The organism is Mycobacterium sp. NPDC050551 (assembly GCF_040674075.1).
GTDB lineage: Bacteria > Actinomycetota > Actinomycetes > Mycobacteriales > Mycobacteriaceae > Mycobacterium.
In genome coordinates this window covers 87,282-113,791 of record NZ_JBFARC010000008.1, presented here as the reverse complement: position 1 = coordinate 113,791, position 26,510 = coordinate 87,282, and the positions used below count along the sequence as shown (strand labels likewise).

Sequence of the window (26,510 nt, the reverse complement as noted above, 5' to 3'; positions counted from 1 at the left end):
TCGTGCTGACCCTCAGAGCGGCGGGTCTGGTCGACGTCGACACCGGTGAGATCGTCCGGCCGGGAATCGTCAGGATCGAAGACGACACGATCGTCGGAGTCGGGGGCGAACCCGAGGGGGAGATCCTCGATCTCGGCGACTCGATCCTGCTGCCGGGCCTGATGGACATGGAGGTCAACCTGCTCATGGGCGGCCGGGGTGAGAACCCCGGACTGTCCCAGGTGCAGGACGATCCCGCGACGCGCGTGTTGCGCTCGGTGGGCAACGCACGCCGCACCCTGCGCGCGGGCTTCACCACGGTGCGCAACCTCGGGCTGTTCGTCAAGACCGGTGGTTATCTCCTGGATGTCGCGCTGAGCAAGGCCATCGACGCGGGGTGGATCGACGGGCCGCGAGTCATCCCGGCCGGGCACGCGATCACCCCCACGGGTGGGCACCTCGACCCCACGATGTTCGCCGCGTTCATGCCCGGCGCCCTCGAGCTCACCGTCGAGGAGGGCATCGCCAACGGCGTGGACGAGATCCGCAAGGCGGTCCGCTACCAGATCAAGCACGGTGCCCAGCTGATCAAGGTCTGCGTCTCGGGCGGCGTCATGTCACTGACGGGAGAGGCCGGGGCACAGCACTATTCGGACGAGGAGCTGCGCGCGATCGTCGACGAGGCGCACCGGCGCGGGCTGCGGGTCGCGGCCCACACGCACGGCGCCGAGGCGGTGAAGCACGCGGTGGCGTGCGGCATCGACTGCATCGAACACGGCTTCCTGATGGACGACGAGGCGATCCAGATGCTGGTCGACAACGACCGGTTCCTGGTCACCACCCGGCGACTGGCCGAGGCGATGGACGTATCCCGCGCTCCGAAGGAGTTGCAGGACAAGGCCGCCGAGATGTTCCCGAAGGCCCGCACCTCGATCAAGGCGGCCTACGAGGCCGGTGTGAAGATCGCCGTCGGCACCGACGCACCGGCCATCCCGCACGGCAAGAACGCCGACGAACTGGTCACGCTCGTCGACTGGGGGATGCCACCCGCCGCGGTGCTCAGGGCCGCGACGGTGGTGGCCGCCGAACTGATCAACTCGACCAGGCTCGGCCGGATCGCCGAGGGCTATCTCGCCGACATCATCGCGGTGCCGGGCGACCCGATCGCCGACATCACCGTTACACGACATGTCAACTTCGTAATGAAGGGCGGTAAGGTCTTCAAGAATGACAGCGCCAACTGACGACAAGCGGATATCCGACCTGGTCGAGATCCAACAGGTACTGGCCAAGTACGCCGTCACCATCACCCAGGGCGACATCGACGGGCTGGTCAGCGTGTTCACGCCGGACGGCACGTACAGCGCGTTCGGTGAGACGTACACACTCGACCGGTTCCCCGTCCTCGTCGATGCGGCCCCCAAGGGGCTCTTCATGACCGGCACCGCCCTGGTCGACCTCGTCGACGGGGCGGACACCGCGAGCGGCACCCAGCCGCTGTGCTTCATCGAGCACTCCAAGCACGACATGCGCATCGGCTACTACAACGACACCTACGTCCGCACCGACGGCGGCTGGCGGATCAAGACGCGTGCCATGACGTTCATCCGACGCAGCGGCGACCACGACCACGGCCGGCCGCATGCGATCGGCAGGCCGAGCGCGTGACCGATCTCTTCGAGCCCGCGACGTTCCGCACGGCACTGCGGACCTGGCTCGGCGACAACCCCGACCTGGCCCCCTCCGACGACCACTCCCTGCAGGGGCACGTCCGTCAGTTCGCACGGGTGCAGCGGGCGCTGTACGACGCAGGCTGGAGCCGCTACGGCTGGCCGGAGCACGCCGGCGGGCTCGGTGGCCCGGCGATGCTGCGGGCCATCGTGGGCGAAGAGGTGGTCGGCCGGCGGCTGGCCGAGCCCGGGCCCTACTCCATGCTCGAGGTTTTGGCGCCGACGATGATCGACTACGCCCCAGCCGAACTCGCCGCCGAGATGGTGCCGAAACTGCTCAGCGGCGAGGAGCAGTGGTGTCAGGGGTTCTCCGAGCCGGGCTCGGGCAGTGACCTGGCGTCGCTGACCACCCGCGCGGTGCTCGATCCCGAATCCGGCGGCGACCGCTACATCATCAACGGGCAGAAGGTGTGGACCAGCTTCGCCCAGTACTCGCACCGGTGCGTGCTGCTCACCCGTACCGGTGACGCCGACACTCCCAATCACGAGGCGATCACCGCCTTCTTCGTCGACCTCGACACCCCCGGCATCACCGTGCGCCCGTTGCGGACCATGCACGACGTCGACGAGTTCTGCGAGGTGTACTTCGACGACGTCGTGGTCGACGCGAGCCGGATGCTGGGCAAGCCCGGTGACGGCTGGCGGCTGGCGATGGACCTGCTGCCCTACGAACGGTCCACCTGCTTCTGGCAGCGCATCGCCTACCTGTACTCACGGTTCGACGCACTGATCGGCGAGGTCAAGAACCTCGGGCTGGTCACCGACTCCGATCTCGGCGAGGCCTATCTGGCTCTGCACACCCTGCGGTGCCGGTCACGTGCCACCCAGTACCGGCTCGCCGACGGTCACAAGCTGGGCCCGGAGACCTCGATCGACAAGGTGTTGTTGTCCGGCGCCGAACAGCGACTCTACGACACGGCGCGCGAATTGCTGCCCGGCGTCATCGAACTCGAGGACAGCGAGTGGCGCACCGAGTACCTGTACTCGCGTGCGGCCACCATCTACGGCGGCACCGCCGAAGTGCAGCGCAACATCATCGCCCGCCGCCTGCTCGACCTGGGGAAGGAATGACGATGACCTCGCCATCCGATACGGAGACTGACGTCGACCTGGGCCTGCTCGAGGACGGCCTGCGCAAGTCGATGCTGTCGCGCTCGGGCGCCGACCTCGACGCCGCGCTGGCCGAACTGGGCTGGGCCGAGATGCTTGCCGACCTGCCGGACGTGGCGATCCCGCTGGTGTTCCGGCTGCTGGGCGAAACCGGTACGCACGCATCGATTCTCAACGATGTGCTGTTGGAGACGATCGGTGGCCTTCCCGGCGGAACCCCGCCGCTGCCGTACGCCGGCGGCGCCTGGGTGATCTGGGAGCGCGGCGAGGCGAGCGGTAACGAGACGCTGGGCGGGCTGCCGCTGCGCGTGATCCCCGACGGCGAGACGATGCGCCTGGGCGAGGCCCGCAAGGCGGTCGGCTGGTGGCTGTGCGGCACGGCTCGGGCGATGCTCGCGCTGGCCCGGCAGCACGCGCTGGACCGGGTGCAGTTCGGCCGGCCGATCGCGGGCTTCCAGGCCGTGCGGCACCGGTTGGCCGAGACGCTGGTGGCCATCGAGGGCGCCGAGGCGACACTGGGCCTGCACGGCAACGAGAGCCCCGACCTGACCGCGATGCTGGCCAAGGCCGCAGCTGGACAGGCCGCGCTGACCGCGGCCCGGCACTGCCAGCAGGTGCTCGGCGGAATCGGCTTCACCGAGGAGCACGAACTGCACCACCACGTGAAGCGCGCACTGGTGCTCGACGGGCTGCTCGGCAGCTCGAAGGAACTCACCCGCAAGGCCGGGGCGGGGCTGCGGGCCCGCGGCTCGGCGCCGAGGCTCGCACAGCTCTAGGCCGCTGCGCTACTTGACGTTCGACTTCATGTCGTCGAGGTTCACCAGCACCGGCCACCCGCTCACGCTGAGCGCATTGCCGTGGCCGGTCTGGTGGATGTCGAACACCGACTGGATGGCGGCGTAGAAGCCCTGCACGTCGAGAGTCTGGTTGACCGCGCGCTTGGCCTGACGCAGCGCGAACGGCGGCATCGTGGCGATCTGCTCGGCCAGCGCCCTGGTCTCCGCGTCGAGGTCGGCCCGTGGCACCACCTTGTTGACCATGCCGGTCTTCTCCGCCTCCTCGGCGGTCAGCGGCCGACCGGTGAACAGGATCTCCTTGGCCTTGCGCGGCCCGAGTTCCCAGGTGTGGCCGTGGTATTCGACGCCGCCGATGCCCATCAGCGCCACCGGGTCGGAGAACAGTGCGTCGTCGGCCGCCACGATCAGGTCGCACGGCCAGCACAGCATCAGTCCCCCGGAGATGCAGCGGCCCTGGACCGCCGCGATCGACGGCTTGGTCGTGTTGCGCCACTTGAGGGTGTACTCGAGGTAGCGCCGGTGCTCGTGGCCGATGATGAATTCCAGCGTGATCTTGTCGGGCACCGGCCCGCCACCGCGCAGGTCGTGACCGGCCGAGAAGTGTTTCCCGTTGGCGCGCAACACGATCACCACCACCTCGGGGTCCTCGGCGGCCCTGGTCCAGGCGGCGTCGAGTTCGTCGAGCAGTTCCGGGTTCTGGGCGTTGGCAGCCTCGGGCCGGTTGAGCGTGATGGTGGCGATCTTGTCGGCGACGTCGTAGTCGATGTACACGGTGGCGTCCTCTGTTTCGGTGGTCGATCAGGTCCGGGGCAGGCCGAGCGCCCGCTGGGCGATGATGTTGCGCTGGATCTCGGAGGTGCCGCCGGCGATGGTGCCGGCGAAGCTCCGTGTGTACCGCTCGAACCACCCGCACGAGTGGCCCTCGATGTTCAGCGGCGTGTACGGGCCGATGGTCGTCGGATGCGCCAGGCCGTCGGCGCCCGCGGCGGCCAGCGCGTGCTCGGTGGCCGTCTGGTTGGCCTCCGATCCGAGCAGCTTGAGCACCGACAGCGCGGCGGGGTCCTCGTCGCCACGCGCGGCGCGGGCGAGCGCGATGGAGCCGAGCAGGCGCAGCGCCTCGGTGTCCATCGCCAGCGTCGCGTAGCGGTCACGGTCGAGTGTGGTGCTCGGCCGGAAGTCGTCGATCAGGTCGGTCAACCGGTCGGCATAGCTCAGCCACAGCATGTTCCGCTCGTGGCCGAGCGAACCGTTGGCCACCCGCCAGCCGTCGTTCTCGGGTCCGATCAGGTTGGCGGCGGGCACCCGCACGTCGTTGAAGAACACCTCGTTGAAGTCGAGGTCGTCGCGGTCGCACACGGACGCGAACGGTCTGCGGACCACACCTGGGAGGTCGGTCGGGATCATCAGCACGCTGATCCCCCTGTGCTTCGACGCGTCCGGATCGGTGCGGACGAACGTCAGCACCATGTCGGCGTCGTGGGCGCCCGACGTCCACACCTTCTGTCCGTTGACGACGAACACCGCGTCGTCGCCGCTGCCCTCCCGAACCGCCCGGGTACGCAGCGATGCGAGGTCGGAGCCCGCGCCCGGCTCGCTCATGCCGAGCGCGGCGGTCTTCTCCGCCTTGAGGATCGGCACCGCCCACTGCTGCTGTTGCTCGGGCGTACCGAACGAGATCAGCGACGCCGCGATGATGCCGACGCCCTGCGGGTTGAAGCTCAGGTAGATCCGGCGCCGGGACAGCTCGAGCTGATGGACGTACTGCTGCAGCAGGGTTGCGTTGCGGCCGCCGAACTCCGGGGCGTGTCCGGGTAGCAGCCAGCCGTGGTCGAACAGCTTGCGCTGCCACGCCCGCGCCCAGTCGGGGATGTGCGCGGTGGATCGCGGCCGCTCGACGGCCTCCGCGTGCGGGGGAAGATGTTCGTCGAGAAAGGCGGCGAATTCCGCCCGGAACGCCTCGACATCGGCGTCAAACGACAGCTGCACGGCACTCCCGGGGCGCTCGCAAATGTGGAAAGCCTTCTCTATTCCTCAGAATGAGAATACTATTCTCATCGTGAGAAAGTTACAATCTCAGGCACGTCGGTCGCGAGGGGGTCCAGGACCACAATGCCAAGGCGTTCTCCGGTACAGTTCATCCATGTTCTCCCCAGTCGGCAAGCGTCTGAGCAGCCGGTGAGCACCCCCAGCGAAGAGCCGGCCTGGAAGCAGCGCGCCGTCGAGCGGTCCATCAAGACCGCCAAGCTGCGCGCCGCACAGCGGGTCCAGCGCTTCCTGGACGCCGCCCAGGCGATCATCATCGAAAAGGGCAGCACCGATTTCACCGTGCAAGAGGTCGTCGACCGTTCACGGCAGTCGCTGCGGAGTTTCTATCTGCAGTTCGACGGCAAACACGAGCTCCTGCTGGCGCTCTTCGAAGACGCGCTGAGCCGGTCGGCCGAGCAGATCCGCGCCGCGACGGCCAGCCACTCCGATCCGATCGAACGCCTGAAAGTGGCCATCCAGCTGCTGTTCGAGTCGTCGAGGCCCGATCCCGGCGCCAAACGGCCGCTGTTCACCGACTTCGCACCACGGTTGCTGGTGTCCCATCCGGCCGAGGTGAAGATCGCTCATGCGCCGTTGCTCGCCCTGCTCACCGAGCTGATGGAAGACGCCAGCGAGGCCGGCCGGCTGCGGGACGGGATCAACCCCAAGCGGATGGCGGCGATGACGATGCAGACCGTCATGTTCGTCGCCCAGTCCAGCGGCGGAAACGACGACGCCACCATCCACCCGATCGGCGCGGACGAGGTGTGGGACTTCTGCTCCCACGGCTTCGCCGCCAGCTAGCGGAGAACCGAGTTCTCGGCTGCCGAGAGGGCGTTCACATCGTGGCCACCACGGCTCGCGCCGCCCCTTATTGAGAATCAGATTCTCGTAAGCGGAGAGTATAAATTGCGCCGAATGAGCGCCTCATTGACACAATCGGACACCGATGACAGAGTGCCCGTGAGAAGTGCTGTGCAATCGCCCAACATGCCACCGACACCAGCCACTGCGAGTGCGCGAGCGTCGGCGCCACACCACACCACGAAGTCACTGTGAAGAATCGAGGAATCAATGACCGGACGCGTAGAGGGCAAGGTCGCCTTCATCACCGGCGCCGCGCGCGGACAGGGTCGCGCGCATGCGGTGCGACTCGCCCAGGAGGGCGCGGACATCATCGCCGTCGACATCTGCAAGCAGATCGACAGTGTCCGGATCCCGCTGTCCACGCCCGAGGATCTGGCCGAGACCGCGGATCTGGTCAAGAACGCCGGCGCGCGCATCTACACCGCTGAGGCCGACACCCGCGACTACGACACCCTCAAGGCGGCCGTCGACGCCGGCGTCGAGGAGTTCGGCCGCCTCGACATCATCGTGGCCAACGCCGGCATCGGCAACGGCGGCGAGACGCTGGACAAGACCAGCGAGGGTGACTGGACGGACATGATCGACGTCAACCTCGGCGGCGTGTGGAAGACCGTCAAGGCCGGTGTCCCCCACATCCTTGCGGGCGAGCGCGGCGGCTCGATCATCCTCACCAGCTCCGTCGGCGGCCTGAAGGCCTACCCGCACACCGGCCACTACGTCGCCGCCAAGCACGGCGTCGTCGGCCTGATGCGCACCTTCGCCGTCGAACTGGGCGCCAAGAACATCCGGGTCAACTCGGTGCACCCGACCAACGTGAACACGCCGCTGTTCATGAACGAGGGCACGATGAAGCTGTTCCGCCCCGACCTGGAGAACCCGGGCCCCGACGACATGAAGGTGGTCGGCGAGTTCATGCACACGCTGCCCATCGGCTGGGTCGAGCCCGAGGACATCGCCAACGCGGTGCTGTTCCTGGCCTCCGACGAGGCCCGCTACATCACCGGCGTCACGCTGCCGGTCGACGGCGGCAGCTGCCTCAAGTAGTTCTTCACGAATGCCCGGGTGCGGACGCCGTCCGCACCCGGGCATTCGGCACTTCGGCCTAAACCCCTCGGCCGTCCGCACCGGGATGGTTGCATGGTTTCCTGGGGCCGCGGGGAACCCCACCGCAGGAGCGCGGCGCGATGTGTGGGGCAGAAACGAGGTGGGGCGTGAAGCGGCTCAACGGCATGGACGCCATGCTGCTGTACAGCGAGACCCCGAACCTGCACACCCACACCATGAAGATCGCGGTCATCAACGCCGCCGACTACGTGCCCGACCCGGCCGACAACGGCGATGCGGAATTCTCGTTCGACGTGTTCCGCAGCACCATTGCTCGCCGGCTGTACATGCTCGACCCACTGCGGTACCGGCTGATCGACATCCCGTTCCGCCTGCACCATCCCATGTGGCTGGAGAACTGCCCGGTCGACCTGGACTACCACGTGCGCAGGGTGCGCGTCCCTGCGCCCGGGGGGCGGCGCGAACTCGACCGGGTGATCGGCGAGATCGCAGGCACACCGCTCGACCGCAGCCGTCCGCTGTGGGAGTTCTACTTCGCCGAGGGCATGGCCGACGACCGGTACGCCCTGATCGGCAAGGTGCACCACACCCTGGCCGACGGGGTCGCCTCGGCGAATCTGCTGGCGCGCCTGATGGATCTCGCGGGCGCGCCGCGCACGGAGCAGGACGACTACACCACCTGCGAGCTGCCGACGACGGCAGAGCTCGTGCGGGAGGCCGCCCGTGACCACATGCACCAGATCTCGGAGATCCCGGGCCTGGTGCGCGACGCAGCGCGTGGTGTCGCGCGGGTGCGGCGGCGTTCGCGCGAGAAGCACGACGACACCGGCATGGCGAAGATGTTCGACACCCCGCCGACCTTCCTCAACCACGTGGTGTCACCGGTGCGGACCTTCGCGACCGCCTCGGTGGCGCTGGCCGAGGTGAAGGAGACCGCCAAACACCTGGGGGTGACCTTCAACGACATCGTCCTGGCGATGGCCGCCGGGGGTCTGCGAGAACTGTTGCTGCGCTACGACGGCCGCGCCGACCGGCCGATCCTGGCCTCGGTCCCGGTGAGCACCAACCGCTCCGCCGACCGGGTCACCGGCAACGAGATCAGCGGGCTGGCGGTGTCGCTGCCGGTGCACGTCGACGATCCGCTGGAACGGGTGCGGCTCACCTCGCAGGCCGCCCGCAGCGCCAAGGAGTTCAACGAGCTGCTCGGCCCCGGCCTGCAGGGCAGGATGATGGAATTCCTGCCGACCGCGGTCGCACCGGGCGCCTTTCGCTGGCAGTCCCAGCGCGCCGCGCACAACCGCATCATGAACGTCGCCGTGTCGAACGTGCCGGGGCCCCGGGAACGCGGCCACATCGGCGGCGCCCCGGTGACCGAGATCTACTCCGTCGGCGTGCTGTCACCCGCCAGTGCGTTCAACATGACCGTGTGGAGCTACGTCGACCAGGTCGACATCTCGGTGCTGTCCGACGACCGGACCTTCGACGACGTACACGAGGCCACCGACGCGATGGTGCACGAACTGGCCGAGATCCGCCGCGCCGCAGGGCTGCCGGGCCTCACCGAGGTCGCCACCGCGATGAAACCGGCCCCGGCGGCCAGCTAGTCCAGATGCGCGCGCAGATCGTTGCGCAGCACCTTGCCCGTACTGCCCCGCGGTAGCTCGTCGAGCACGGCGATCTCGCGCGGCACCTTGTAGTTCGCCAGGTTGTCGCGGACGTGCTGCTTGAGGGTGTCCGGTGTGGTGGCGCCGCTGTCGGCGTCGCCCGAGAGCACGACGAACGCCGCAAGGCGCTGGCCGTATTGGGCGTCGTCCACCCCGATCACGGCGGCCTCGGCCACGTCGGGGTGCTTCATCAGCGCCTTCTCCACCTCGATCGGATATACGTTCTCACCGCCGGAGACGATCATCTCGTCGTCGCGCCCGACGACGAACAACCGGCCTGCGTCGTCGAGGTAGCCGAGGTCGCCCGAGGCCATGAAGTCCTCGTGGAAGTCCTTGGTGGCCCCCGAGGTGTAGCCGTCGAACAGGGTGCCGCTGCGGACGTAGATCCCCCCGGTCTCGCCGGCGGGAAGCGGGCGGAACTCGGCGTCGAGGATGCGGATCTCGGTGCCGGGCGCCGGTTTTCCGGCGGTGTCGGGTGCGGCACGGAGGTCGGCCGGGGTCGCGGTGGCGATCATGCCTGCCTCGGTGGCGTTGTAGTTGTTGTAGATGACGTCACCGAACTGGTCCATGAACCGGATCACCACGTCGGGGTGCATGCGTGATCCGGACGCAGCCGCGAACCGTAACGTTTTGCCGCTGTACCGGTTGCGCACCTCGTCGGGCAGGTCCATGATCCGGTCGAACATCACCGGCACCACGATCAGCCCGGTGGCACGGTGCTCGTCGACGAGGGCGAGCGTGGTCTCGGGGTCGAACTTCCGCCGAGTGACGATGGTGCACGCCATCAGCGCGGAGAACAGCAGCTGTGAGAACCCCCAGGCGTGGAACATCGGCGCGGCGATGACGGTGGTCTCCTCGGCACGCCACGGCGTGCGGTCGAGGATCGCCTTCAGATCCCCCGCGCCGCCGCCACCCTCGGCGCGCCGTGCTCCCTTCGGGGCGCCGGTAGTGCCGGACGTCAACAGGATCATCCGGCTCTTGCTCGTCGCCGGCGCGGGCCGCTTCCCGGCGTTCGCCTCGACGAGGCCCTCGACCGAGCGGATGCCGTCGTCGGCCGGTGCGTCGGTCCAGCCGAGGATCCGCACAGCATCGGGCACGGCCCCGAGTGCGGTGTCCACCACCGCGGTGAACTCCTCGTCGTAGATCACCACGTCGGCGCCTTCCCGCTCGACGACGTCGGCCAGTGCGGGACCGGCGAAGGAGGTGTTCAGCAGCAGGATGTCAGCGCCGACGCGGTTGGTGGCCACTAGAGCCTCGACGAACCCCCGGTGGTTGCGACACATGATGGCAACGGATTTCGGGGTGCCGCCCGGAAGCCGCTGCAGGGCGACCGCAAGCGCGTCGCACCGGTCGTCGAGTTCTCGCCAGGTCAGCGTGCCGACCTCGTCGATGAGCCCGGCCCGATCCGGGCAGCGCTGCGCGGCGGCGGCCACGCCCATGGTCGCGGTCAGGCCCACCCGCCGTCCTGCCAGCGCCATCCGCACGTAGCGGTCCGGTCGCATCGGCGCGATCAACCGTGCCCGGTACAGGGTCTGCACGAATCCGAGGATGTCGGCCATCGTTCCTTCCTAGCCGGTCTTGGGCTGGATCGGTGGGTTCGGCTCAGCCCAGTATCGGGAAGCGGCGTTCGCGGGCCAGTTCGTCGAGCGCGTCCTGCATGACCGACCGCACGTGCGCGTCGACCGCGTTGACGTCGGCATCCTCACCGAACTCCGCCACCACGTCGATCGGTTCGAGCACGCGGGTGACGACCTTCGACGGCAGCGGCAGATTGGGTGGGAAGATCGCCGAGAGCCCGAAGGGGAAGCCGAACGTGACCGGCAGGATCTCCATCCGGATCTTCTTGAGTCCAAGCCTTCTGGCCAGCGAGTCGCCGCGGGCCAAGAACAGTTGCGTCTCCTGTCCACCGATGGACACCACGGGCACGATCGGCACGCCGGCGTCTATTGCGGTCCTGATGTAACCGGTGCGCCCGGCGAAGTCGATCTTGTTGTCGAACGTCGGCCGGTACGAGTCGTAGTCACCACCGGGGAACACCAACACCACTGCGCCGTCGCGGAGTGCCTTGCCGGCGTTCTCGCGGCTGGCTCCGATGACCCCTAGGCGGCGCAGCAGGCTGCCGATGGGCGGCACGAATACGCCGTAGTGGGCCAGTGTGTACACCGGCCGGTCGAATCCGAACCGGTCGTAGAAGGCAGGCGCGAAGATCAGCACGTCGGGCGTGAGCATGCCGCCGGAGTGATTCGACACCACCAGCGCGCCACCGGTGCTGGGAATGCTGTCCAGCCCGCGCACCTCCGAGCGGAAATAGCGCCTGATTGCGGCGCCCGCCGTCTTCGCTATGGTCGCCGTGAATTCCGGGTCCCATTTCGCGACTTCGGGACGCTCCGCGGGTACCCACTCCTGGTCGTCGCTCATCGCTCCCCCTGATGGCCGTTGATCAGCGGTTACGTTACTCTCCTGAAAAGAGAACGACATACTCAGGTGACCCGATCACGGCCGCCTCCCCGTCGTCATAGGAGAACAATGTCAGATCCGGTGTTGGTGACCGGTGGTTTTGGGCTGGTGGGATCGCAGACGGTCCGGCGCCTCGCGGCGCTCGGGCGGCGGGTGGTGGCCACCGACCTCGGGACAGACGCCAACCGCAAGGCCGCGGCCGCCCTGCCCGACGGCGCCGAGGCCCGCTGGGCAGACCTGACCGACCCGGGTGAGGTCGACAAGCTGCTGAGCGAGGTGACGCCCGCGGCGATCATCCATCTCGCCGCGGTCATTCCGCCGCCGATCTACCGCAACCCGAAGATCGCCCGCAAGGTCAATGTCGACGCCACCGCGAGCCTGGTCCGCGCCGCGGAGAAGCTGGCTTCGCCGCCCCGTTTCGTGCAGGCGTCGAGCAATGCCGTCTACGGCGCACGCAACCCGCACCGGTACACCGAGCCGGTGCGCGCGGAGGATCCGCCACATCCGACCGACCTGTACGGCGGCCACAAGCTGGAGGCCGAGGAGCTGGTGCGGGCCTCGACGCTGCCGTGGGTGGTGCTTCGCCTCGGCGGTGTGCTGAGCACCGACCCGAAGGCCATGCCGTTCACCACCGACGCGTTGTTCTTCGAGAGCGCACTGCCGACCGACAACCGGATGCACAGTGTCGATGTGCGAGATGTGGCGTGGGCGTTCGCCGCCGCCACCACCGCCGACGTGGTGGGCGAGATCCTGTTGATCGCCGGCGACGACTCCCACAAGGTCCGCTACGGCGACGTGGGTCGCGCGCTGGCCGGCGCCCGCGGCATGGCGGGTGCGCTGCCGTCCGGACGTCCCGGCGACCCGGACAAAGACGAGGCGTGGTTCGTCACCGACTGGATGGACACCACGCGGGCGCAGGAAGCGCTGGGCTTCCAGCACCACTCGTGGCCGGACATGCTCGCCGAGATGCGCAGCCAGGCCGGGTGGACGCGCTACGTGCTGCCGGTGCTCGCGCCGCTGGCCCGGGTGTACATCAAGCGCCACTCCGCCGCCCGCGTCGTGCCGGGCCGCTACTCCGATCCGTGGGCGGCGATCAGGCAGAAGCTCGGCGAGCCCGGCCTCGACCGCCCCTAGAGCTCGCCGGTTTTCGCCGGAACCCGTGGTTGCCGGTATGCCGGTGCCCGTCTCAGGCGGCTGCCGGTGGCGGCTGGGGTTGGAACGGTGGGTACCACCACCAGTCGGCCCGTTCGCCGGTGGGCCCGGGACATGGCGGTACATCGGGTGGCGGTTTCGTCGGGGGTCGAGCCAGTGACGCCGAACTCAATTGCTTTCCGTCTCCGTCGGTCACGACGAGGTGCTGCGCCGGGCCGGTGATGGTGATGCCGCCCCGGTGATGCATCCGGTGGTGGTACGGGCAGACCAGGACGAGGTTGTCCAGTTCAGTGAGACCACCGTCCTCCCAGTGCCGGATGTGGTGGGCGTGCAGACCTCTAGTGGCTCCGCATCCGGGCACCACGCAGCAGCGGTCCCGGTGCTCCAGCGCCCGGCGCAGCCGGCGGCTGATCTGGCGGTTGTCCCGTCCGGAGCCGATGGGCTGCCCGTGGCGTTCCAACCACACCTCGAAGGTGGCGTCACACAGCAGGAATTGGCGATCGGCGTCGGCGAGTACCGGACCCAGATGCAAAGAAGCCACCTGTGCCTTGACGTCCACGTGGGCGATCACGGTGGTGCGGTGTCCGTGCGGGCGCCGCGCCACCTCGGTGTCCCAGCCGGCCTCGACCACACTGAGGAACGCATCGACCGTCGTGGGCATCGGCGGAACCTGCTCCGACGCGCCAGCGCCCTCGCCGTCGCCATCGGCGTGGTCGCGTTTCCAGTCCGCGACCATCCCGTCGAGATGCGACGCCACCGCGGCGTCGAGCTTCGCCGCCTCCAGATGCGACAGCCAGATCCGGTAGCAGGTGCCCTTGTCGTCGGTGGACTTGCTGAACGACGGAGCGGGTTCAGGCTTGGGGTCGGGTTGCGGTGGGGGTGTGGGTGGGGGTTCGAGCTTGATCGCGGTGCGCAACTGGTTCACCGTCGCTGCGGTGACCAACTGGGCGTAGTGCGCATCCGAACCCGGCCCGGCCTTCTCGGCGATCACCCCGACCTGATCCAGTGACACCCGACCGTCGCGCAAGAGTTGGGTGCAGCGCGGCAATTCCTCCCACCGCTGCGCGACGGCAGTGACGATTTCAGCGTTCCTCGGCGACGACCCGGTCTTCCACGCCACCATCGCCGCCACCGACCGCGCGCCCGTCATGCCCCACAACCCGTCGCGATCGATTTCAGCGACGATCTCCACCAGCCGCCCGTCGATCGCATTGCGCTGACCGCACAACTCGGCGATCTCGTCGAACAACACCGCCAGCCGGTCCTTCGGCCTCACCGAAGGAGCGAAAGACGTTGCGCTCGAGGACATGAACCCATCATCACAGAGGGGTCCGACACGTACTTGCTGCAGCGGATCCCGTTGTTCCGCCATCGCATTGCCGAGATCGCGCCTCGTCGAGAACGCGCCTGGCAGACCGTTCCGCGGCTAAGCCGGGCCCAGCGTCGCGGCACCGGTCTGCGGATGGCGGTACCAACCGCCCGCGGCATGGGTTCCGCCGTCGACGTGGATGGTCTGGCCGGTGATGTATCTCGACATGTCGGACGCCAGGAAGACCGCGGCCGAGGCCATCTCGTCGACGTGGCCGGGCCGGCCGAGCGGCACCGTGTGGTTCAGCTTGTCGGGCAGACCGCCGGGAGACATCGCCAGCAGACCCTCGGTGACGGTGATGTCGGGCGCCAGCGCGTTGACCCGGATGCCGTGCGGCGCCAGCTCGAATGACGCCGTCTGGGTGTAGTTGATGACGCCCGCCTTCGCCGCGGCGTAGGCGGCGTACCCGGGAGCGGCACGCACCCCCTCGATCGACGTGACGTTGATGACGCTGCCCGGCAGGCCCGCCGCCGCCAGGTGCCGCGACACCCGCTGGGTGCACAGCAGCACGTGCCGCAGATTCGCCTTGTACAGTGCGTCCCAGCCGTTTTCGGTGGTCTCGAGCAGCGCGGACGGGAACACGCCGCCCGCGTTGTTGACCAGGATGCGCACCGGGCCGAGCTCGGCGGCGGTGCGCTCGAGCGCCGCGTCGACCTGTCCGGCGTCGCGCACGTCGGTGACGACGCCCAGTGCGCCGATCGAGTCCGCTGCTGCCGCGCAGGTATCCGGATCACGCTCCCAGATCGCGACGCGGGCGCCGAAAGCCGCCAGGCCGGCGGCAATCCCGCGGCCTATGCCCGCTCCCCCGCCGGTCACCACGGCCGTGCGGCCGGTGAGCAGGATCTGCGACGGGTCGATGGTCATGTCAGTGAGCTAACCAAACAGCTCAGCGGGTGACCTTGCGGGGCCGGTGCGACGGCGGTGCGTGCCCGATCACGTCGTCGGCCTCCAGCTCGGCGATCTCCGCCGCGGACAGCCCGAGCTCGGTGAGCAGCTCGACGTTGTGCTCGCCGAGCAGCGGCGCGGGATGGCGATGGAACCGTTGCGGCCCCGGTGAGAGCCGGAACGGCAGCGCACTGTGCGGCGTCGGGTCGTTGACGGGGTGACCGACGTCCTCGAAGAAGCCACGCGCAGCCAGCTGCGGCAGCTCGGTCTGTCGGTGCGGCTGCATCACCTTCGCCACCGGAACCCCGACGGGCCAGAGTGTTTCGACGATGTCGTCGCCGCTCCGCTGCGCCGTCCACTCACCGAGCCGTTCGTCGATGAGGTCGTGGTGTGCCCGCCTGCCCGCGGCGGTGGCCAACTCCGCGGCCGTCGCCCACTCCGGGCGGCCGAGCGCGTCGACCAGCGCAGCCCACTGTTCGTCGGTGGCGACGGCGACGGCCACCCAGCAGTCCTCGCGACCGAACTCGTCGATCCCGCTGCTGCGATAGAGGTTCTGCGGTGCGGCGGTCGGGCCGCGGTTGCCCGCCCGCTGCAACACCGCCCCGTAGGCCGAGTACTCGATGACCTGTTCTGCGGCCACGTTGAGGGCGGCGTCCACCATGGCGGCCTCCACCAGCGCACCCTCGCCGGTGCGGCGGCGGTGCTCGACGGCGAGCAGCAGCCCGTTGAGGGCGTGGATCCCGGCATTCGGGTCGCCGACCGAGTACGGCTCGTTGGGGTTGCGGTCGGGATAGCCGGTGAGCCAGCTGATTCCGGCGGCCGCCTCGATGACGTAGGCGAACGCCGGGTTGTCACGCCACGGCCCGTCCAGCCCGAAGCCCGGCATCCGCACCATGATCGCGTCCGGCCGCAGCGACTGCACCTTTGCGAAATCCAGGCCGATCTGGTCGAGCACCCGGGGGGTGAAGTTCTCCACGATCACATCGCAGGTCGGGATCAGCCGGTCGAGCAGGGCGCGGCCCCGCTCGGACTGCAGGTCGAGGGTGAGGCCCTTCTTGTTGGTGTTGAGGCCCGAGAAGATGGGCGAGCGCTCCCACCACTGAGGTTCGGTCGCCGGGATGCCGGCGATCAGGCGCGTGCCGTCCGGGTGGCGGGTGGACTCCACGTGGATCACCTCGGCGCCCAGCAACGCCAGCATGTGCGTGCACGACGGCCCGGCCCAGAACGTCGTCATGTCCAGCACCCGCATGCCCTCGAACGGCAGTTGCGCCGGAACTGCATTCCCGGTGCTCAGGCCACGCTCTTGAGCGCCGGGAATGCAGTTCCGGCGATACGTCTCGGTGTGTTCGCCGAGACGCGGGGCTGGCCGGGGCGCTCCGACCAGCGGCGGCGAGGTTCGGTACGGCGGGCCAGGGCGGTCGAACCCGTCGCGTGGATCGGTGGTGAACGAACCACGCTCGCGGAAGTGGTCGAGCCCGGTGATGTTGGCGCCGTTGGCCACCGGCGCGTTGGGGATGCGGAACGCGGTGGCGAGGTCGCGGATGTCATCGACAGCCTGGCTGCGCACCCAGGCGTACAGCTCCTCGGCCTTCTCGTTGGCCTGCTGGGTGATGGACAGCGGCGAGTCCTCGTCGATCCAGTCGTCGTGGCCGGTCATCGCGCACAGGTCGAACCACTGCTGCGCGGTGCCGCACCCGATGTCGACGAGTCCGTCGGCTGCCTGCGCGATGCCCGGAACGGTGAGGCGGCGGGCGTCGCGCCACGGTCGGCCGAGCATCTCGTGGAACGTCACCGGGTAGTAGGTCAGCCCGAGGATCTGCGTCTCCAGCATGGACAGGTCGACGAGGGCGCCGCCGCGGTGCCGCGCGGCCAGGGTGGCGGCGGCGGCGTAGGCGCCTGCGAGGTACTCGCCGACCTGCCCGCCGACGTACACCGGCGCGCGGTCGGCGGCTCCCCGGCCGAGCCCGACGATCCCGCCCGACCAGGCCTGCAGGGTGAACTCGGTGGCCGCCCGGTCGTGCCAGGGGCCGGTCAGCCCGAACGGCGTGATCGCCGTGACGGCGAGCCCGGGATGGCGCCGGTGCACCTCGTCCGGCGCGAAGGCGGGGTGCTCGGCCAGCTCGGAGCCGCGCGACCAGACCACGGCGTCCGCGCCCGCCAGCAGCTCGTGGACGAATTCCGCGTCGGCGAGCTCGGCCACCACGCTGTGCTTGGAGCTGGCGAGGAACGTGAACAGCGCACCGTCCTCCCCGGCGGCGATGTCGGCGCCCGAGGCGGACCATCGACGCAGCGGGTCACCCTGAGGCGGTTCGACTTTGACGACCTCGGCGCCGCCGTCGGCCAGCAACTTCGTGCAGTAGGCGCCGGCGATACCGGTGGACAGGTCGATGACGCGGTAGCCCGCCAGCGGCGGCACGCTCACTCCTTCTTCGCGCGGTTCGACTTGCTCAGCCGGAAGTCAGGCGGGAACTTGCTGTCATTGTCGTTCACCGCGCCGGCCAGGCCGCTGCCGATGGCCTCGTGCATGTCGAGGTCGTCGGCGTCGTCGTTGGCCACGCCGCTGCCCATCGACTCGAAGAACGCCGACAGCAGGCTGCCCATGTACTCCCCCTGATGCTGCTTGAACACCTCGAAGAACAACTTCTGCTGGAACACCGTGTCCACCGGCCGGTTACGGGCACATGCCCGGGCGTACTTGGCGGTCTCGGCCTCCAGGTCCTCGCGGGCGACGACGCGGTTGAGGAAGTTGCAGTCGTACATCTCCGCGGCCGTGAAGGGCCGCCCGGTGAACACCATCTCCTGGAACTTGCGCAGTCCCATCATCTGGATCCAGGTCCACATCCGGGGTCCCCAGCCGTAGTACCGGAACGACGGATGCCCGAAGAGCGCGTCGTCGCTGGAGATCACCAGATCGGCGTCGGCGCACTGATAGAAGTGCCAGCCGTAGCAGTACCCCTTGGCCTCGACGATGCTGATCTTCTTGAGCTCCTGCAGCGGCCGGTTGCCCGCCTGCACGTTGGCATACCAGGCGCTGATCGTCGCGCCGTTGCGGAAGGTGCCCTTCGGTGGATACGTCACGTCGCCGACGCCGTCGTCCTCGAGGCGCAGTTCGGCCAGCCGCAGTTCCGGATTGTCGTTGCCCTCCATGAACTCCGGGAGGTCGGCGCCGCTGCCCAGGTTGTCCCCGACGCCGCGGATCACCACCACCTTGACGTCGTTGTCGACGGTGGCCGCACGGCAGAGGTCGGCGTAACGCAACCGGGCCGCCGACGTCGGCGCGTTGAGGAACTCCGGCCGATTGAAGGTGATCGTCGCGATCTTGGTCTTCGGGTCCTTCTCGTAGAGGATGATCTCCTCCGGCGAGGGCCGTTCAGCCATGCGCGACGCCGACTGTCGCACCCGTGTGGGTCGGACTGGTGGTCAGCACCTCCGGACCGGAGTCGGTCACCAGCACGGCATCCCGCTGGAAGACGGCGCCGACGCCCGGCTCCCACACGTACGACGTGACGGCGAGCACCGTCCCGGGGTCGAGCCGTTCGGCGGCACAGGTGGCCGGCAGATCGGGTGAGACCACCGGAGGGTCGAAACCCAGCCCGAGGCCGTGAGCCACCGGGATCGGCGGCAAAGCCTCCCCGGCTGCTTCGTATGCGTCCAGCAGAGCACTGGCGGGTGCACCGGGGCGGCACGCGTCGAGTAGCCGCTCCCACAGGTCATTCGAGCGGCGGTACAGCGTGTCGGCGCCCTTGACCTCGCCGACGGGGTAGGTGCGCCCCACCTCGCCGACATAGCCGTCGGCCAGTGCACCGGCGGCCAGCGCCACCAGATCACCCTCGGCGATCCGGCCGTCGCGGCGCCCGACCCGCCACACATGCTCGCGCGAGGTCACCCACACCCCGTCCTGGGTGGCCGAGGTGCTGAACCCACCGGCCGCCATCGCCTCCATGAGCACCCCGTTCAGCGCCTGCTCGGTGATGCCGTCGGCGAGCCCGGAAACCGCTGCGGCAAGCCCACGTTCGGCGACCGCGAGCGCTCGGCGCAGCACCAGGAGCTCGTCGCCGGTCTTGCCCCGCCGCGCTGCCTTCATCGCGATCTCCCCGTCCACGAATTCGGCGTTGGGGAACGACAGGGGCAGCAGCTGCGCGAACGTCGGAGACATGGCGTCGGTACCCACGCGGCGCGCGTCGGCCGCTCCGTCGATGGTCTTGAGCACCTCGATCAGCGTCATCGGATTCCACGCCAGGCCGTAGAGGTGGTCGTGGCCGATCTCCTCCGGTATGCCCTCGTCCCAGCTGCTGTTGAGGTGGATGTCTCCGGTGGCGCGGACCAGTACGCAGATCGGCGCGAACGGCCGGGTGCCCGCGACCCAGAGCTGTGGGGCACCGGTGACGTAGCGGACGTTGGCCTGCCGGCCGAGCACCAGGATGTCGAGGTCCTGAGCCGCCATCTGCGCGAGCACCCGCTCCCGTCGGCCGGTCCGCAGGGCCAGGTCGTCGGGAACGATCTCTTCAGCCATCAGATGCTCCCGTACGGCGCGTAGGGGTAGTCCGTGATCGATTGGCACCCGTCCTCGGTGATCACCACGATCTCCTCACTGCGGTAGCCCCCGGTGCCGTCCTCCCAGATGACGGGTTCGAGCACCAGCAACATACCGGCGGGGAACACGAAGTTGTCGTCGAATTCCTGGCCGAGATCCGTTCCGATCATCGGCATTTCGGCGGCGTTTGTGCCGATGCCGTGGCCGAGGTAGAAGTGCGGCAGCCAGGGTTTGGTGCCGCCGTTGGCCGCGATCGCCGCGCGAGCGAGGTCACCGGAGGTGGCGCCGGCCTTCGTCACCGCGAGCACGGCGTCGAGGATGTGGCGCCACTTGGCGAACTGGTCCTGCTGGCGGGGCGTGGGTTCTCGCCCCACGACCCAGGTGCGTCCCCAGTCCGAGCAGTACCCCTCGTAGGTGATGCTGATGTCGGTCCACAGCACGTCACCGTCGGCCAGTTCCTGCTGCGTCGGCAACAGCGGCAACGCCAGATCGCCCGTGGTGGTCCACACCGCGCCGCTGTCCCGCGTCGTCGGCATCACCTGCCAGATCGCTTCGATCATGTTCGTGGTGGCGCCGAGCTCGAAGGCGCGGCGGACGAAGTGCGCGGAGAGGTCCATCTGGCGCACACCGGCGGCAAGTGACCCCTGCACGTCAGCGACGGCCTCTTCGGTGATGCGGCAGGCCTTCCGGACGGCCGCGATCTGGTCCACCGTCTTGACCAGCTTGGCCGGGCCGATCACCTGCGCCGCGTCCGAGGGCGGACCGGCAGGAAACAGGCGGTCCCCCGCGCGGCGCATCGCACCGGTGAGTTCGTCGACCGCGATGGTGGTCCCCGGTGGTGCCAGCCCGGCCAACACCCGGCCGAAGTGCTCTACGCCCTCGTCGAATTCGAGGTACAGCGGCCCGTGGACGTGGTCGGTCGGCACCTCGGTGTCGAACGCGCTGCCTTCCTTGAAGGGCATGAAGAGGTGTGGGTGCTCATCGTCGGCCAGCACGATCGCCACCGGCCGCTCGACGTGGGATAGACCCGCATCCAGTAGCGGCCAACTGGCGCCGGTCGCGTAGACGACGTTGCCGTTGCCCAGCAGAACCAGCGCGCCGACGCCTTTGGCCTTCATGGAGTCCCGTAGTCGCGCACCACATTCGCGGTACATCCGCTCGCGGTCGGGCAGGTCGGGGATGTCGAGCTGCGCGAGCCCGCTCGACGTGGCGAAGGTGGCGGTCATCAGACTCCCAGGAAGTTCTTGATGTTCGAGCTGATGATCTTCGCGGCGTTCTCCGGCCCGACCGCATCGACCACTGTCGCCAATGACTTCTCCGAATAGCCGAACGTGCTCTCGTTGTGCGGGTAGTCCGACGACCACATCACGTTCTCCACGCCGATCCGGTCGATGAGCGCCAAACCGAGCGGGTCGACCATGAACGACGCGCTCATGTGGTCGTTCCAGTAGTGGCGCACGTCGTGCTCGAGTTCGTGGTTGAACATGTGCCGGTAGGAGGCCAGCATGTGCTCGGCGTCCTGCAGTGCGGTGGGCACCCAGGCGATCCCGCCCTCGAACCAGCCGATCTTCAGCGACGGGTGCCGGTCCAGGATGCCGGAGAACACGTACTTGGCGAACTGCTCGCGGAACGAGTCGACGTTGACCATCATGCCGACGACGACGCTGTTGTGCTGGCACGGTGTCTTCGGCGGGGTCTCGCCGATGTGATGGGCCACCGGCAGTCCGGCCGCCTCGATCTCGTCCCAGACGGCGTCCATGTCGGTGCTGCCGTAGTCGTAGATGTTGCCCTCGTCGTCCTTGCCGGGGTTCAGCGGCAGCAGGAACGTCTTGAGGCCCAACGACTTCAGTTCTTCGAGCGTGCTGCGGGTGCCCTTGGGGTCCCACCAGTTGATCAGGCCGACGCCGTAGAAGTGGCCGTTGCTGCGCTCCTGCAGGTCGGCGATGTGCTCGTTGTAGATCCGGAAGACCCGCTCGCGCAGCGATTTGTCGGGATAGTGGAACAGGGCGAGCACCGCGTTGGGGAACGCGAGTTCCTTGTCGATGCCGTCCTCTTTGAGTTCCCGGATGCGGGCCTCGATGTTGTTCGACGCGGCTCCGGCCAGGTCGTCGTACTGCATGAGGACGCGGCCGAAGTCGCCACCGGTCCAGGCCTTGCCCTTCATCCCCACCATGTAAGCGCCGTCCTCATACCAGATGCGCGGTGCGGCGCCCTTGAGTTCCTCGGGGAAGCGTTCGTAGAAGATGTCGTCGGCCACCGAGATGTGGTTGTCGGCGGAGAAGATCTCGGTGCCGGCCGGGAGACCGACGATGCTGCCGGTCGAGTGGCCCTGCCGGTTCTTGGGTGCGCCGAAGCCTTCGGGCGGGTAGAGGGTGGCAGGTGAGGGAACTGTCGGCGTGGACATCGTTGTCTCCAATCGGGCTGTGATCGAGGGGTTTAGCGGCCGGTCACCAGGTGACGGGCAGTTCGTAGACGCCGTAGGCGAGCCGGTCGTGCTTGAACGGCACCTCCTCGAGCGGGATGGCCAGCTTCAGCGTGGGGATGCGGCGCAGCAGCGTGTGGAAGACGATCTGCAGCTCGGCGCGCGCCAACTGCCCTCCGACGCACTGATGGCGGCCGTAGCCGAAGCCCAGCTGCTGTCCGGCGCTGCGGGTGAAGTCCAGCCTGTCCGGCTCGGGATAGGCGTTCGCGTCCCAGTTCGCCGGTGCCAGGTCGATGATGATGCCCTCGCCTGCGCGGATCGTCTCGCCGCCGATCTCGATGTCCTCGATGGCGACGCGGCGCTGGCCGTTCTGGATGATGGACAGGTACCGCATCAGTTCCTCGGCGGCGTTCGCGATGAACTTCGGGTCGTCCGAATCACGCAGCAGCGCAGCTTGTTCGGGGTTCTCGAGCAACGCGAGCACACCGATGCCGATCATGTTGGCGGTGGTCTCGTGTCCGGCGATGAGCAGGCCGGTACCCAGCTGGGCGGCCTCCTTGACGCTGATCTCGCCTGCGGTCACCCGTTCGGCGAGGTCGGACACCGCGTCCTCGGCCGGGTTGGCCTGCTTCTCCTCGACGAGGTCGATGAGGTACTGATGCAGGCTCATCGCGCCCTTCTGCATGGCGTCCGCGGCCGCGTAGCGGGCCAGCCCGGCGTTCGCGTGCTCCTGGAAGAACTCGTGGTCCTCGTAGGGCACGCCGAGCATGTCGCTGATCACCTTGGTCGGCACCGGGAGCGCGAGCTTCGCGACGATGTCGGCGGGCTGGGGACCGGCCAGGATCGCGTCGATGCACTCGTCGGTGACCTCCTGGATGGTCGCGCGGAGCGCCTCGACGCGCTTGAAGGTGAACGGCTTGGACAGCATCCGCCGAAATCGGGTGTGCTCCTCGGCATCCGAGGTGAACACCGAGCGCGGCCGCTTGTTCACCGTGGAGAGCATGTGCTCGTTCCAGTGCGGAAAGCCCTCACGTCGGTCGTCGACGCTGACGCGGGCATCGGCGAACAGTTCACGCGCGACGGCGTGACCGGTGATCAGCCACGGCGTGCTGCCGTTCCAGATCCGCACCCGCGACAGCGGGGTGGACTCGTTCATCTGGCGCATCAGCGACGGCGGCGCGAACGGGCAGCGGGCGTCGCGTTCCATCGGGTAATCGGGGATCTCGGCCGTGACTTCGGCCTCGGTTCCGGTCAGGGTGTCCGACATGGTGGGTGTTTCACTCCTCGATGTGGATGGCCAGCGCCGGGCAGGCTGCCGCCGCGTCGCGGGTCGGTCCGGCCAGGTCGGCCGGCGGGCTGTCGACGAGCAGGACGACGACACCGTCCTCGTCTCGCTGGTCGAAGACGTCGGCGGCGTTCAGCACGCACTGGCCGGACGACACGCACTTGTCCTGGTCGACGGTGATCTTCATCAGGGTTCCTCGGAGACCGGGGCCAGCCACAGCCCGACGATCGCGTCGATCAGGCCGGATGCCGCCCCGGACCAGGACGACCGCGGCACGCCGGTGCCCTGCGCCATCCCGCGTTCCCGGTCGGCGCAGCTGTGCATCAACAGGTTGCGGCCCATGACGTTTCGTTCCGCACGCACATCGGCGGGCAGTTCCGGCAGGCAGGCGGCGATGCCGTTGATGACCTCGACGAGTGACGCGGACGACAGGGCGTCCCTGACGATCATGCTGTGGTAGGCCGGGTCGGTCATCACCTGTGCGGCGAACCGCGCGTACCAGGTCGGGTTGCCGAGCGCCTCGAGATGGTCGGTGAGCGGGCGCACCAGGCAGCTGACCCAGTCCCGCATGTCCGGCTCGGGCCCGAGGTCGGCGACCATCTTCTCGCGCAACCGCTCGATGGGTCCGCGGTGCTTCTCCTCGATCGCGCGGACCAGGTCGGCCTTGGTGCCGAAGTGGTAGCCGACGGCGGCGTTGTTGCCCTGCCCGGCGGCCTCGCTGACCTGGCGGTTCGACACCGCGAAGACCCCGTGTTCGGCGTAGAGCCGCTCGGCCGCCTTGAGGATCGCCTCCTGGGTACCGCTGGCCCGGTCGGCGCGGGCAATTCTCGCAGTGGTCACGTTCATAGTGAAGCCGGTCACAGCCTTTAAGTCAAGCGACTGATTTATGGGCGGCCACCGTCACGAGGACGGCTTCTCCTTGCGCGCGATGACCTTGCCCGCCGAAGTGCCGCCGTCGATCGGAAGGATGGTCCCGGTGACGTAGCGGGACCGGTCCCCCGCCAGGTACAGCGCCGCCTCCGCGACGTCGTCGACGGTGCCTTCCCGCTTGAGCGGGCGGTCGTTGCGCATCTGCGCGCGGATCCTCGCCTCGAACTCCTCGAGTCGCGCAGCGTCCTCGCCCGTCGCCGACTTCCGCACGATCGCGGTGCGGATGTTCCCCGGCGCGATGGCGTTGACCCGGACCTCCCAGTGCGCCAGGTCGATTGCGGCACACTTGGTGAATTGGATGACGGCGGCCTTCGACGCCCGGTAGGTCATCACGCCGCCGCCGGCCTGGATGCCGCCGATCGACGTCAGGTTGATGATCGAGCCGCCACCGTGTTCGGACATGTGCCGCGCGGCGTCGCGGGTGCCCGCCATCACCGCCAGCATGTTGACCGCCATCACCTGGTGGAAGTCGGCCAGGTCGTCGTCGAGGAACTTCGGGAACATCTTCCCCGAGACCCCTGCGTTGTTGATCATCACGTGCAGGCCGCCGAAATCCGCGACGGCCGTGGAGATCAGCGCGCCCACCTGGTCGATGTCGGCGACGTCCGTCTCGATGAACGTCGCGCGCGCACCGAGTTCGCCGGCCAGCGCCTTACCCAGCCCGCTGTCGATGTCACCGAACACCACGGTGGCGCCCTCGGCGTGGAAGCGCCGGACCAGACCTTCGCCGAGGCCCGACGCTCCGCCCGTGATCACGGCGACCTTGCCCTCGAGTTCACCGGTGGTCATGTTGCGGGCACCTCTCTGTGGGCGACGTCGGCCAGGAAGTCCGACAGCAGGGCGTCGACCGCCGCGGGTTGTTCGATCTGTGGGCAGTGTCCGGCGTCGTCGACCACCGCGGAGCTGGCGCCTGCGATCTGGCCGGCGATCTCGGCTGCCCAGCCCGCGGGCAGCAGCTTGTCGCCGCCGCCCTCGACGATCAGCGTCGGCACGGTGATCCGGTGGTAAGCGCGGCTACTCGACGGCAGCGGCGGCGGCTCCAGACCCGGCCGGCGAAAGCGCGCTGCGGCGAGCGCTTCCCATGCTCCTGGCGCAATGCTCGACTCGTAGCGCCGCCGCACGTAGTCGTCGTCCGCGGGATAGAAAGGATCGGCGAAGAGCGCCTCGACGATGCGCCGCATGCCCGGCAGGGTGGCGTCGTAGTCGTACAGCGCCGCCGAATGTTCGTTGCGCTGGATCTCGCCGCCGCCGCAGATGATCGTCAGGCTGCGCACCGGCAGCACCGGGGCTTCGGACGTGGCGTCCACCAGCAGGTTGATCGCCCCCATCGAGTTCCCGACGAAGTGGGCGGCCGGAACGCCGAGGGTCTCGCAGAAGCGGGCGATGTGACGGATCCGCATCCCGCGGCCGTCGGTGAAGTCGACCACCTTGGCCGAGCCGCCGAACCCCAGCATGTCGGGGGCGAGCACCCGGTATTTCGCTGCGAGCGCGGGAATCAGTCGCTCCCAACCGATCTCGGCGGTGACACCGAACTCGCCGCCGTGCAGCAGCACCACCGGGTCTCCGTCGCCGGCTTCCAGGTATGCGGTGACGAGACCGTCGACCGTCGTCGATCGCCGCTCGAAACTCACGCCGTGTTCCTGTGCGCGCGGGCGAAGGTGAGCACCTGGCTCGCCAACATGTCGAGCTGATTGCGCACCGACTCGTCGACGAGTACGCCTGTCTCGTCCCAGATCCGGTCGGCCGAGTTGATCGCCACGCCCAGCGGCGTCGGCCAGGCCCGCAGCGCGTGGCCGATCGACCGCAACTGGCCCAGGGTGCCGACGGCGGCCTGCCAGCCGTAGGCGCAGCTGATGCAGCCCCACGGCGTGTCGTCCAGATACACCCGCGCGTCCTCGCGCAGGTCCTCGATGTAGTCCAGCGCGTTCTTCACCAGTCCGGACACGGCGCCGTGGTAGCCCGGCGATCCCACCACGACGGCGTCGGCATCCCGCAACGCCCCGACGAGTTCGAGTGCTCTCGGGGTGCGCTCGAGTCGATGCGGGGCATACATCGGCAGGTCGAGGTCCGGCCCGGCGAACATGCGGATGCGCCCGCCTTCACGCTCGACGGATTCCAGGCAGTGCCGCACCGCGCGTTCGGTCGACGAGTTCTCACGCAGCGTCCCGCCGAGCCCCACCACCAGCGGTCGCTGCGTGCTGTCAGTCTGCGCCGCAGCCGAATCCGTCACGGTCATGTC

25 protein-coding genes are annotated in these 26,510 nt (G+C 68.6%); 8 read left to right on the top strand and 17 right to left on the bottom strand.

The features are described from left to right. Positions 1-2: 2 nt before the first annotated feature. Genes AB0K11_RS26685 through AB0K11_RS26670 form a run of 4 tightly spaced genes read left to right on the top strand, consistent with a single transcriptional unit; the run spans position 3 to position 3,595 of the window. Complete coding sequence (locus AB0K11_RS26685; protein WP_364984435.1) at positions 3-1,223, top strand: amidohydrolase family protein; 1,221 nt, start codon at positions 3-5, stop codon at positions 1,221-1,223. Next, positions 1,207-1,647, top strand: coding sequence for a nuclear transport factor 2 family protein (locus tag AB0K11_RS26680; protein ID WP_364984433.1), 441 nt, complete (start codon positions 1,207-1,209; stop codon positions 1,645-1,647). The genes AB0K11_RS26685 and AB0K11_RS26680 overlap by 17 nt, the downstream gene beginning before the upstream one ends. Beyond that, complete coding sequence (locus AB0K11_RS26675; protein WP_364984431.1) at positions 1,644-2,780, top strand: acyl-CoA dehydrogenase family protein; 1,137 nt, start codon at positions 1,644-1,646, stop codon at positions 2,778-2,780. Before AB0K11_RS26680 ends, AB0K11_RS26675 begins: the two co-directional genes overlap by 4 nt. Before the next feature lie 2 nt (positions 2,781-2,782). After that, positions 2,783-3,595 carry an acyl-CoA dehydrogenase family protein gene (locus AB0K11_RS26670; protein ID WP_364984429.1) on the top strand — a complete coding sequence of 271 codons (813 nt, stop codon included), beginning with the start codon at positions 2,783-2,785 and terminating at the stop codon, positions 3,593-3,595. A 9-nt stretch (positions 3,596-3,604) separates the two neighbouring features. Here AB0K11_RS26670 and AB0K11_RS26665 read toward each other — a convergent pair whose 3' ends face one another. Continuing rightward, positions 3,605-4,387, bottom strand: coding sequence for an enoyl-CoA hydratase (locus tag AB0K11_RS26665; RefSeq protein WP_364984427.1), 783 nt, complete (start codon positions 4,385-4,387; stop codon positions 3,605-3,607). Positions 4,388-4,414: 27 nt separating this feature from the next. Next, positions 4,415-5,602, bottom strand: coding sequence for an acyl-CoA dehydrogenase family protein (locus tag AB0K11_RS26660; RefSeq protein ID WP_364984425.1), 1,188 nt, complete (start codon positions 5,600-5,602; stop codon positions 4,415-4,417). Positions 5,603-5,791: 189 nt separating this feature from the next. On the opposite strand from AB0K11_RS26660, the gene AB0K11_RS26655 reads away from it, so the two are divergent. From AB0K11_RS26655 to AB0K11_RS26645, 3 genes are all read left to right on the top strand, one after another. Then, the gene (locus tag AB0K11_RS26655) at positions 5,792-6,445 is read left to right on the top strand and encodes a TetR/AcrR family transcriptional regulator (RefSeq protein WP_364984423.1); all 654 of its coding nucleotides are present in this window, start codon (positions 5,792-5,794) and stop codon (positions 6,443-6,445) included. Positions 6,446-6,715: 270 nt separating this feature from the next. Then, positions 6,716-7,552, top strand: a complete 837-nt coding sequence (locus tag AB0K11_RS26650) for a mycofactocin-coupled SDR family oxidoreductase (protein WP_264013272.1) — start codon at positions 6,716-6,718, stop codon at positions 7,550-7,552. Between the two features lie 167 nt (positions 7,553-7,719). Further along, the gene (locus tag AB0K11_RS26645) at positions 7,720-9,177 is read left to right on the top strand and encodes a wax ester/triacylglycerol synthase family O-acyltransferase (protein WP_364984421.1); all 1,458 of its coding nucleotides are present in this window, start codon (positions 7,720-7,722) and stop codon (positions 9,175-9,177) included. Here the strand turns inward: AB0K11_RS26645 and fadD12 are convergent. Together fadD12 and AB0K11_RS26635 are read right to left on the bottom strand one after the other, a co-directional pair. Beyond that, positions 9,174-10,796: an acyl-CoA ligase FadD12 gene (gene fadD12 / locus AB0K11_RS26640; RefSeq protein WP_364984419.1), complete on the bottom strand. Its 1,623-nt coding sequence runs from the start codon at positions 10,794-10,796 to the stop codon at positions 9,174-9,176. The two genes, AB0K11_RS26645 and fadD12, sit on opposite strands and share 4 nt — an antisense overlap. 43 nt (positions 10,797-10,839) lie before the next feature. Next, complete coding sequence (locus tag AB0K11_RS26635; protein WP_364984417.1) at positions 10,840-11,655, bottom strand: lysophospholipid acyltransferase family protein; 816 nt, start codon at positions 11,653-11,655, stop codon at positions 10,840-10,842. A 108-nt stretch (positions 11,656-11,763) separates the two neighbouring features. Here AB0K11_RS26635 and AB0K11_RS26630 point away from each other — a divergent pair, with 108 nt between their 5' ends. After that, complete coding sequence (locus tag AB0K11_RS26630; RefSeq protein ID WP_364984415.1) at positions 11,764-12,828, top strand: NAD(P)-dependent oxidoreductase; 1,065 nt, start codon at positions 11,764-11,766, stop codon at positions 12,826-12,828. A gap of 52 nt (positions 12,829-12,880) precedes the next feature. Here AB0K11_RS26630 and AB0K11_RS26625 read toward each other — a convergent pair whose 3' ends face one another. The 13 genes from AB0K11_RS26625 to AB0K11_RS26565 form a co-directional block, all read right to left on the bottom strand. After that, positions 12,881-14,155: an HNH endonuclease signature motif containing protein gene (locus AB0K11_RS26625; RefSeq protein ID WP_364984413.1), complete on the bottom strand. Its 1,275-nt coding sequence runs from the start codon at positions 14,153-14,155 to the stop codon at positions 12,881-12,883. Positions 14,156-14,272: 117 nt separating this feature from the next. Continuing rightward, positions 14,273-15,079 (bottom strand): SDR family oxidoreductase, encoded by an 807-nt coding sequence (locus AB0K11_RS26620; RefSeq protein ID WP_364984412.1) that lies wholly within the window; start codon positions 15,077-15,079, stop codon positions 14,273-14,275. A gap of 22 nt (positions 15,080-15,101) precedes the next feature. Further along, a complete protein-coding gene (locus AB0K11_RS26615; protein WP_364984410.1) occupies positions 15,102-17,516 on the bottom strand; it encodes a CoA transferase in 2,415 nt (804 codons plus the stop codon). Between the two features lie 2 nt (positions 17,517-17,518). Then, positions 17,519-18,478 carry an enoyl-CoA hydratase/isomerase family protein gene (locus AB0K11_RS26610; RefSeq protein ID WP_364984408.1) on the bottom strand — a complete coding sequence of 320 codons (960 nt, stop codon included), beginning with the start codon at positions 18,476-18,478 and terminating at the stop codon, positions 17,519-17,521. Beyond that, on the bottom strand, positions 18,471-19,613 hold the full coding sequence (locus AB0K11_RS26605) for a M24 family metallopeptidase (protein WP_364984406.1): 1,143 nt from the start codon (positions 19,611-19,613) through the stop codon (positions 18,471-18,473). The genes AB0K11_RS26610 and AB0K11_RS26605 overlap by 8 nt, the downstream gene beginning before the upstream one ends. Continuing rightward, on the bottom strand, positions 19,613-20,860 hold the full coding sequence (locus AB0K11_RS26600; RefSeq protein ID WP_364984404.1) for a Xaa-Pro peptidase family protein: 1,248 nt from the start codon (positions 20,858-20,860) through the stop codon (positions 19,613-19,615). The genes AB0K11_RS26605 and AB0K11_RS26600 overlap by 1 nt, the downstream gene beginning before the upstream one ends. Then, positions 20,860-22,038: an amidohydrolase family protein gene (locus AB0K11_RS26595; RefSeq protein ID WP_364984402.1), complete on the bottom strand. Its 1,179-nt coding sequence runs from the start codon at positions 22,036-22,038 to the stop codon at positions 20,860-20,862. The genes AB0K11_RS26600 and AB0K11_RS26595 overlap by 1 nt, the downstream gene beginning before the upstream one ends. A 43-nt stretch (positions 22,039-22,081) precedes the next feature. Beyond that, complete coding sequence (locus AB0K11_RS26590; RefSeq protein ID WP_364984400.1) at positions 22,082-23,323, bottom strand: cytochrome P450; 1,242 nt, start codon at positions 23,321-23,323, stop codon at positions 22,082-22,084. Between the two features lie 10 nt (positions 23,324-23,333). Then, positions 23,334-23,528 carry a ferredoxin gene (locus AB0K11_RS26585; RefSeq protein ID WP_269893559.1) on the bottom strand — a complete coding sequence of 65 codons (195 nt, stop codon included), beginning with the start codon at positions 23,526-23,528 and terminating at the stop codon, positions 23,334-23,336. Beyond that, entirely contained in the window at positions 23,528-24,187 is a 660-nt protein-coding gene (locus AB0K11_RS26580; protein WP_364984816.1) for a helix-turn-helix domain-containing protein, read from the bottom strand. Before AB0K11_RS26580 ends, AB0K11_RS26585 begins: the two co-directional genes overlap by 1 nt. Before the next feature lie 54 nt (positions 24,188-24,241). Next, a complete protein-coding gene (locus AB0K11_RS26575; RefSeq protein WP_364984397.1) occupies positions 24,242-25,060 on the bottom strand; it encodes an SDR family oxidoreductase in 819 nt (272 codons plus the stop codon). Then, complete coding sequence (locus AB0K11_RS26570; RefSeq protein WP_364984395.1) at positions 25,057-25,902, bottom strand: alpha/beta fold hydrolase; 846 nt, start codon at positions 25,900-25,902, stop codon at positions 25,057-25,059. The genes AB0K11_RS26575 and AB0K11_RS26570 overlap by 4 nt, the downstream gene beginning before the upstream one ends. Next, complete coding sequence (locus AB0K11_RS26565; protein ID WP_364984393.1) at positions 25,899-26,507, bottom strand: NAD(P)H-dependent oxidoreductase; 609 nt, start codon at positions 26,505-26,507, stop codon at positions 25,899-25,901. Before AB0K11_RS26565 ends, AB0K11_RS26570 begins: the two co-directional genes overlap by 4 nt. Positions 26,508-26,510 lie beyond the last annotated feature (3 nt).

Bases quoted from the DNA above. Each gene is read 5' to 3' on its own strand.
- AB0K11_RS26600 (WP_364984404.1), bottom strand. From the start codon at position 20,860: ATGACCGCCACCTTCGCCACGTCGAGCGGGCTCGCGCAGCTCGACATC.
- AB0K11_RS26595 (WP_364984402.1), bottom strand. From the start codon at position 22,038: ATGTCCACGCCGACAGTTCCCTCACCTGCCACCCTCTACCCGCCCGAA.
- AB0K11_RS26620 (WP_364984412.1), bottom strand. From the start codon at position 15,079: ATGACCATCGACCCGTCGCAGATCCTGCTCACCGGCCGCACGGCCGTG.
- AB0K11_RS26630 (WP_364984415.1), top strand. From the start codon at position 11,764: ATGTCAGATCCGGTGTTGGTGACCGGTGGTTTTGGGCTGGTGGGATCG.
- AB0K11_RS26680 (WP_364984433.1), top strand. From the start codon at position 1,207: ATGACAGCGCCAACTGACGACAAGCGGATATCCGACCTGGTCGAGATC.
- AB0K11_RS26590 (WP_364984400.1), bottom strand. From the start codon at position 23,323: ATGTCGGACACCCTGACCGGAACCGAGGCCGAAGTCACGGCCGAGATC.
- AB0K11_RS26575 (WP_364984397.1), bottom strand. From the start codon at position 25,060: ATGACCACCGGTGAACTCGAGGGCAAGGTCGCCGTGATCACGGGCGGA.
- AB0K11_RS26605 (WP_364984406.1), bottom strand. From the start codon at position 19,613: ATGGCTGAAGAGATCGTTCCCGACGACCTGGCCCTGCGGACCGGCCGA.
- AB0K11_RS26625 (WP_364984413.1), bottom strand. From the start codon at position 14,155: ATGTCCTCGAGCGCAACGTCTTTCGCTCCTTCGGTGAGGCCGAAGGAC.
- AB0K11_RS26670 (WP_364984429.1), top strand. From the start codon at position 2,783: ATGACCTCGCCATCCGATACGGAGACTGACGTCGACCTGGGCCTGCTC.
- AB0K11_RS26610 (WP_364984408.1), bottom strand. From the start codon at position 18,478: ATGGCTGAACGGCCCTCGCCGGAGGAGATCATCCTCTACGAGAAGGAC.
- AB0K11_RS26580 (WP_364984816.1), bottom strand. From the start codon at position 24,187: ATGAACGTGACCACTGCGAGAATTGCCCGCGCCGACCGGGCCAGCGGT.
- AB0K11_RS26565 (WP_364984393.1), bottom strand. From the start codon at position 26,507: ATGACCGTGACGGATTCGGCTGCGGCGCAGACTGACAGCACGCAGCGA.
- AB0K11_RS26635 (WP_364984417.1), bottom strand. From the start codon at position 11,655: ATGAGCGACGACCAGGAGTGGGTACCCGCGGAGCGTCCCGAAGTCGCG.
- fadD12 (WP_364984419.1), bottom strand. From the start codon at position 10,796: ATGGCCGACATCCTCGGATTCGTGCAGACCCTGTACCGGGCACGGTTG.
- AB0K11_RS26650 (WP_264013272.1), top strand. From the start codon at position 6,716: ATGACCGGACGCGTAGAGGGCAAGGTCGCCTTCATCACCGGCGCCGCG.
- AB0K11_RS26585 (WP_269893559.1), bottom strand. From the start codon at position 23,528: ATGAAGATCACCGTCGACCAGGACAAGTGCGTGTCGTCCGGCCAGTGC.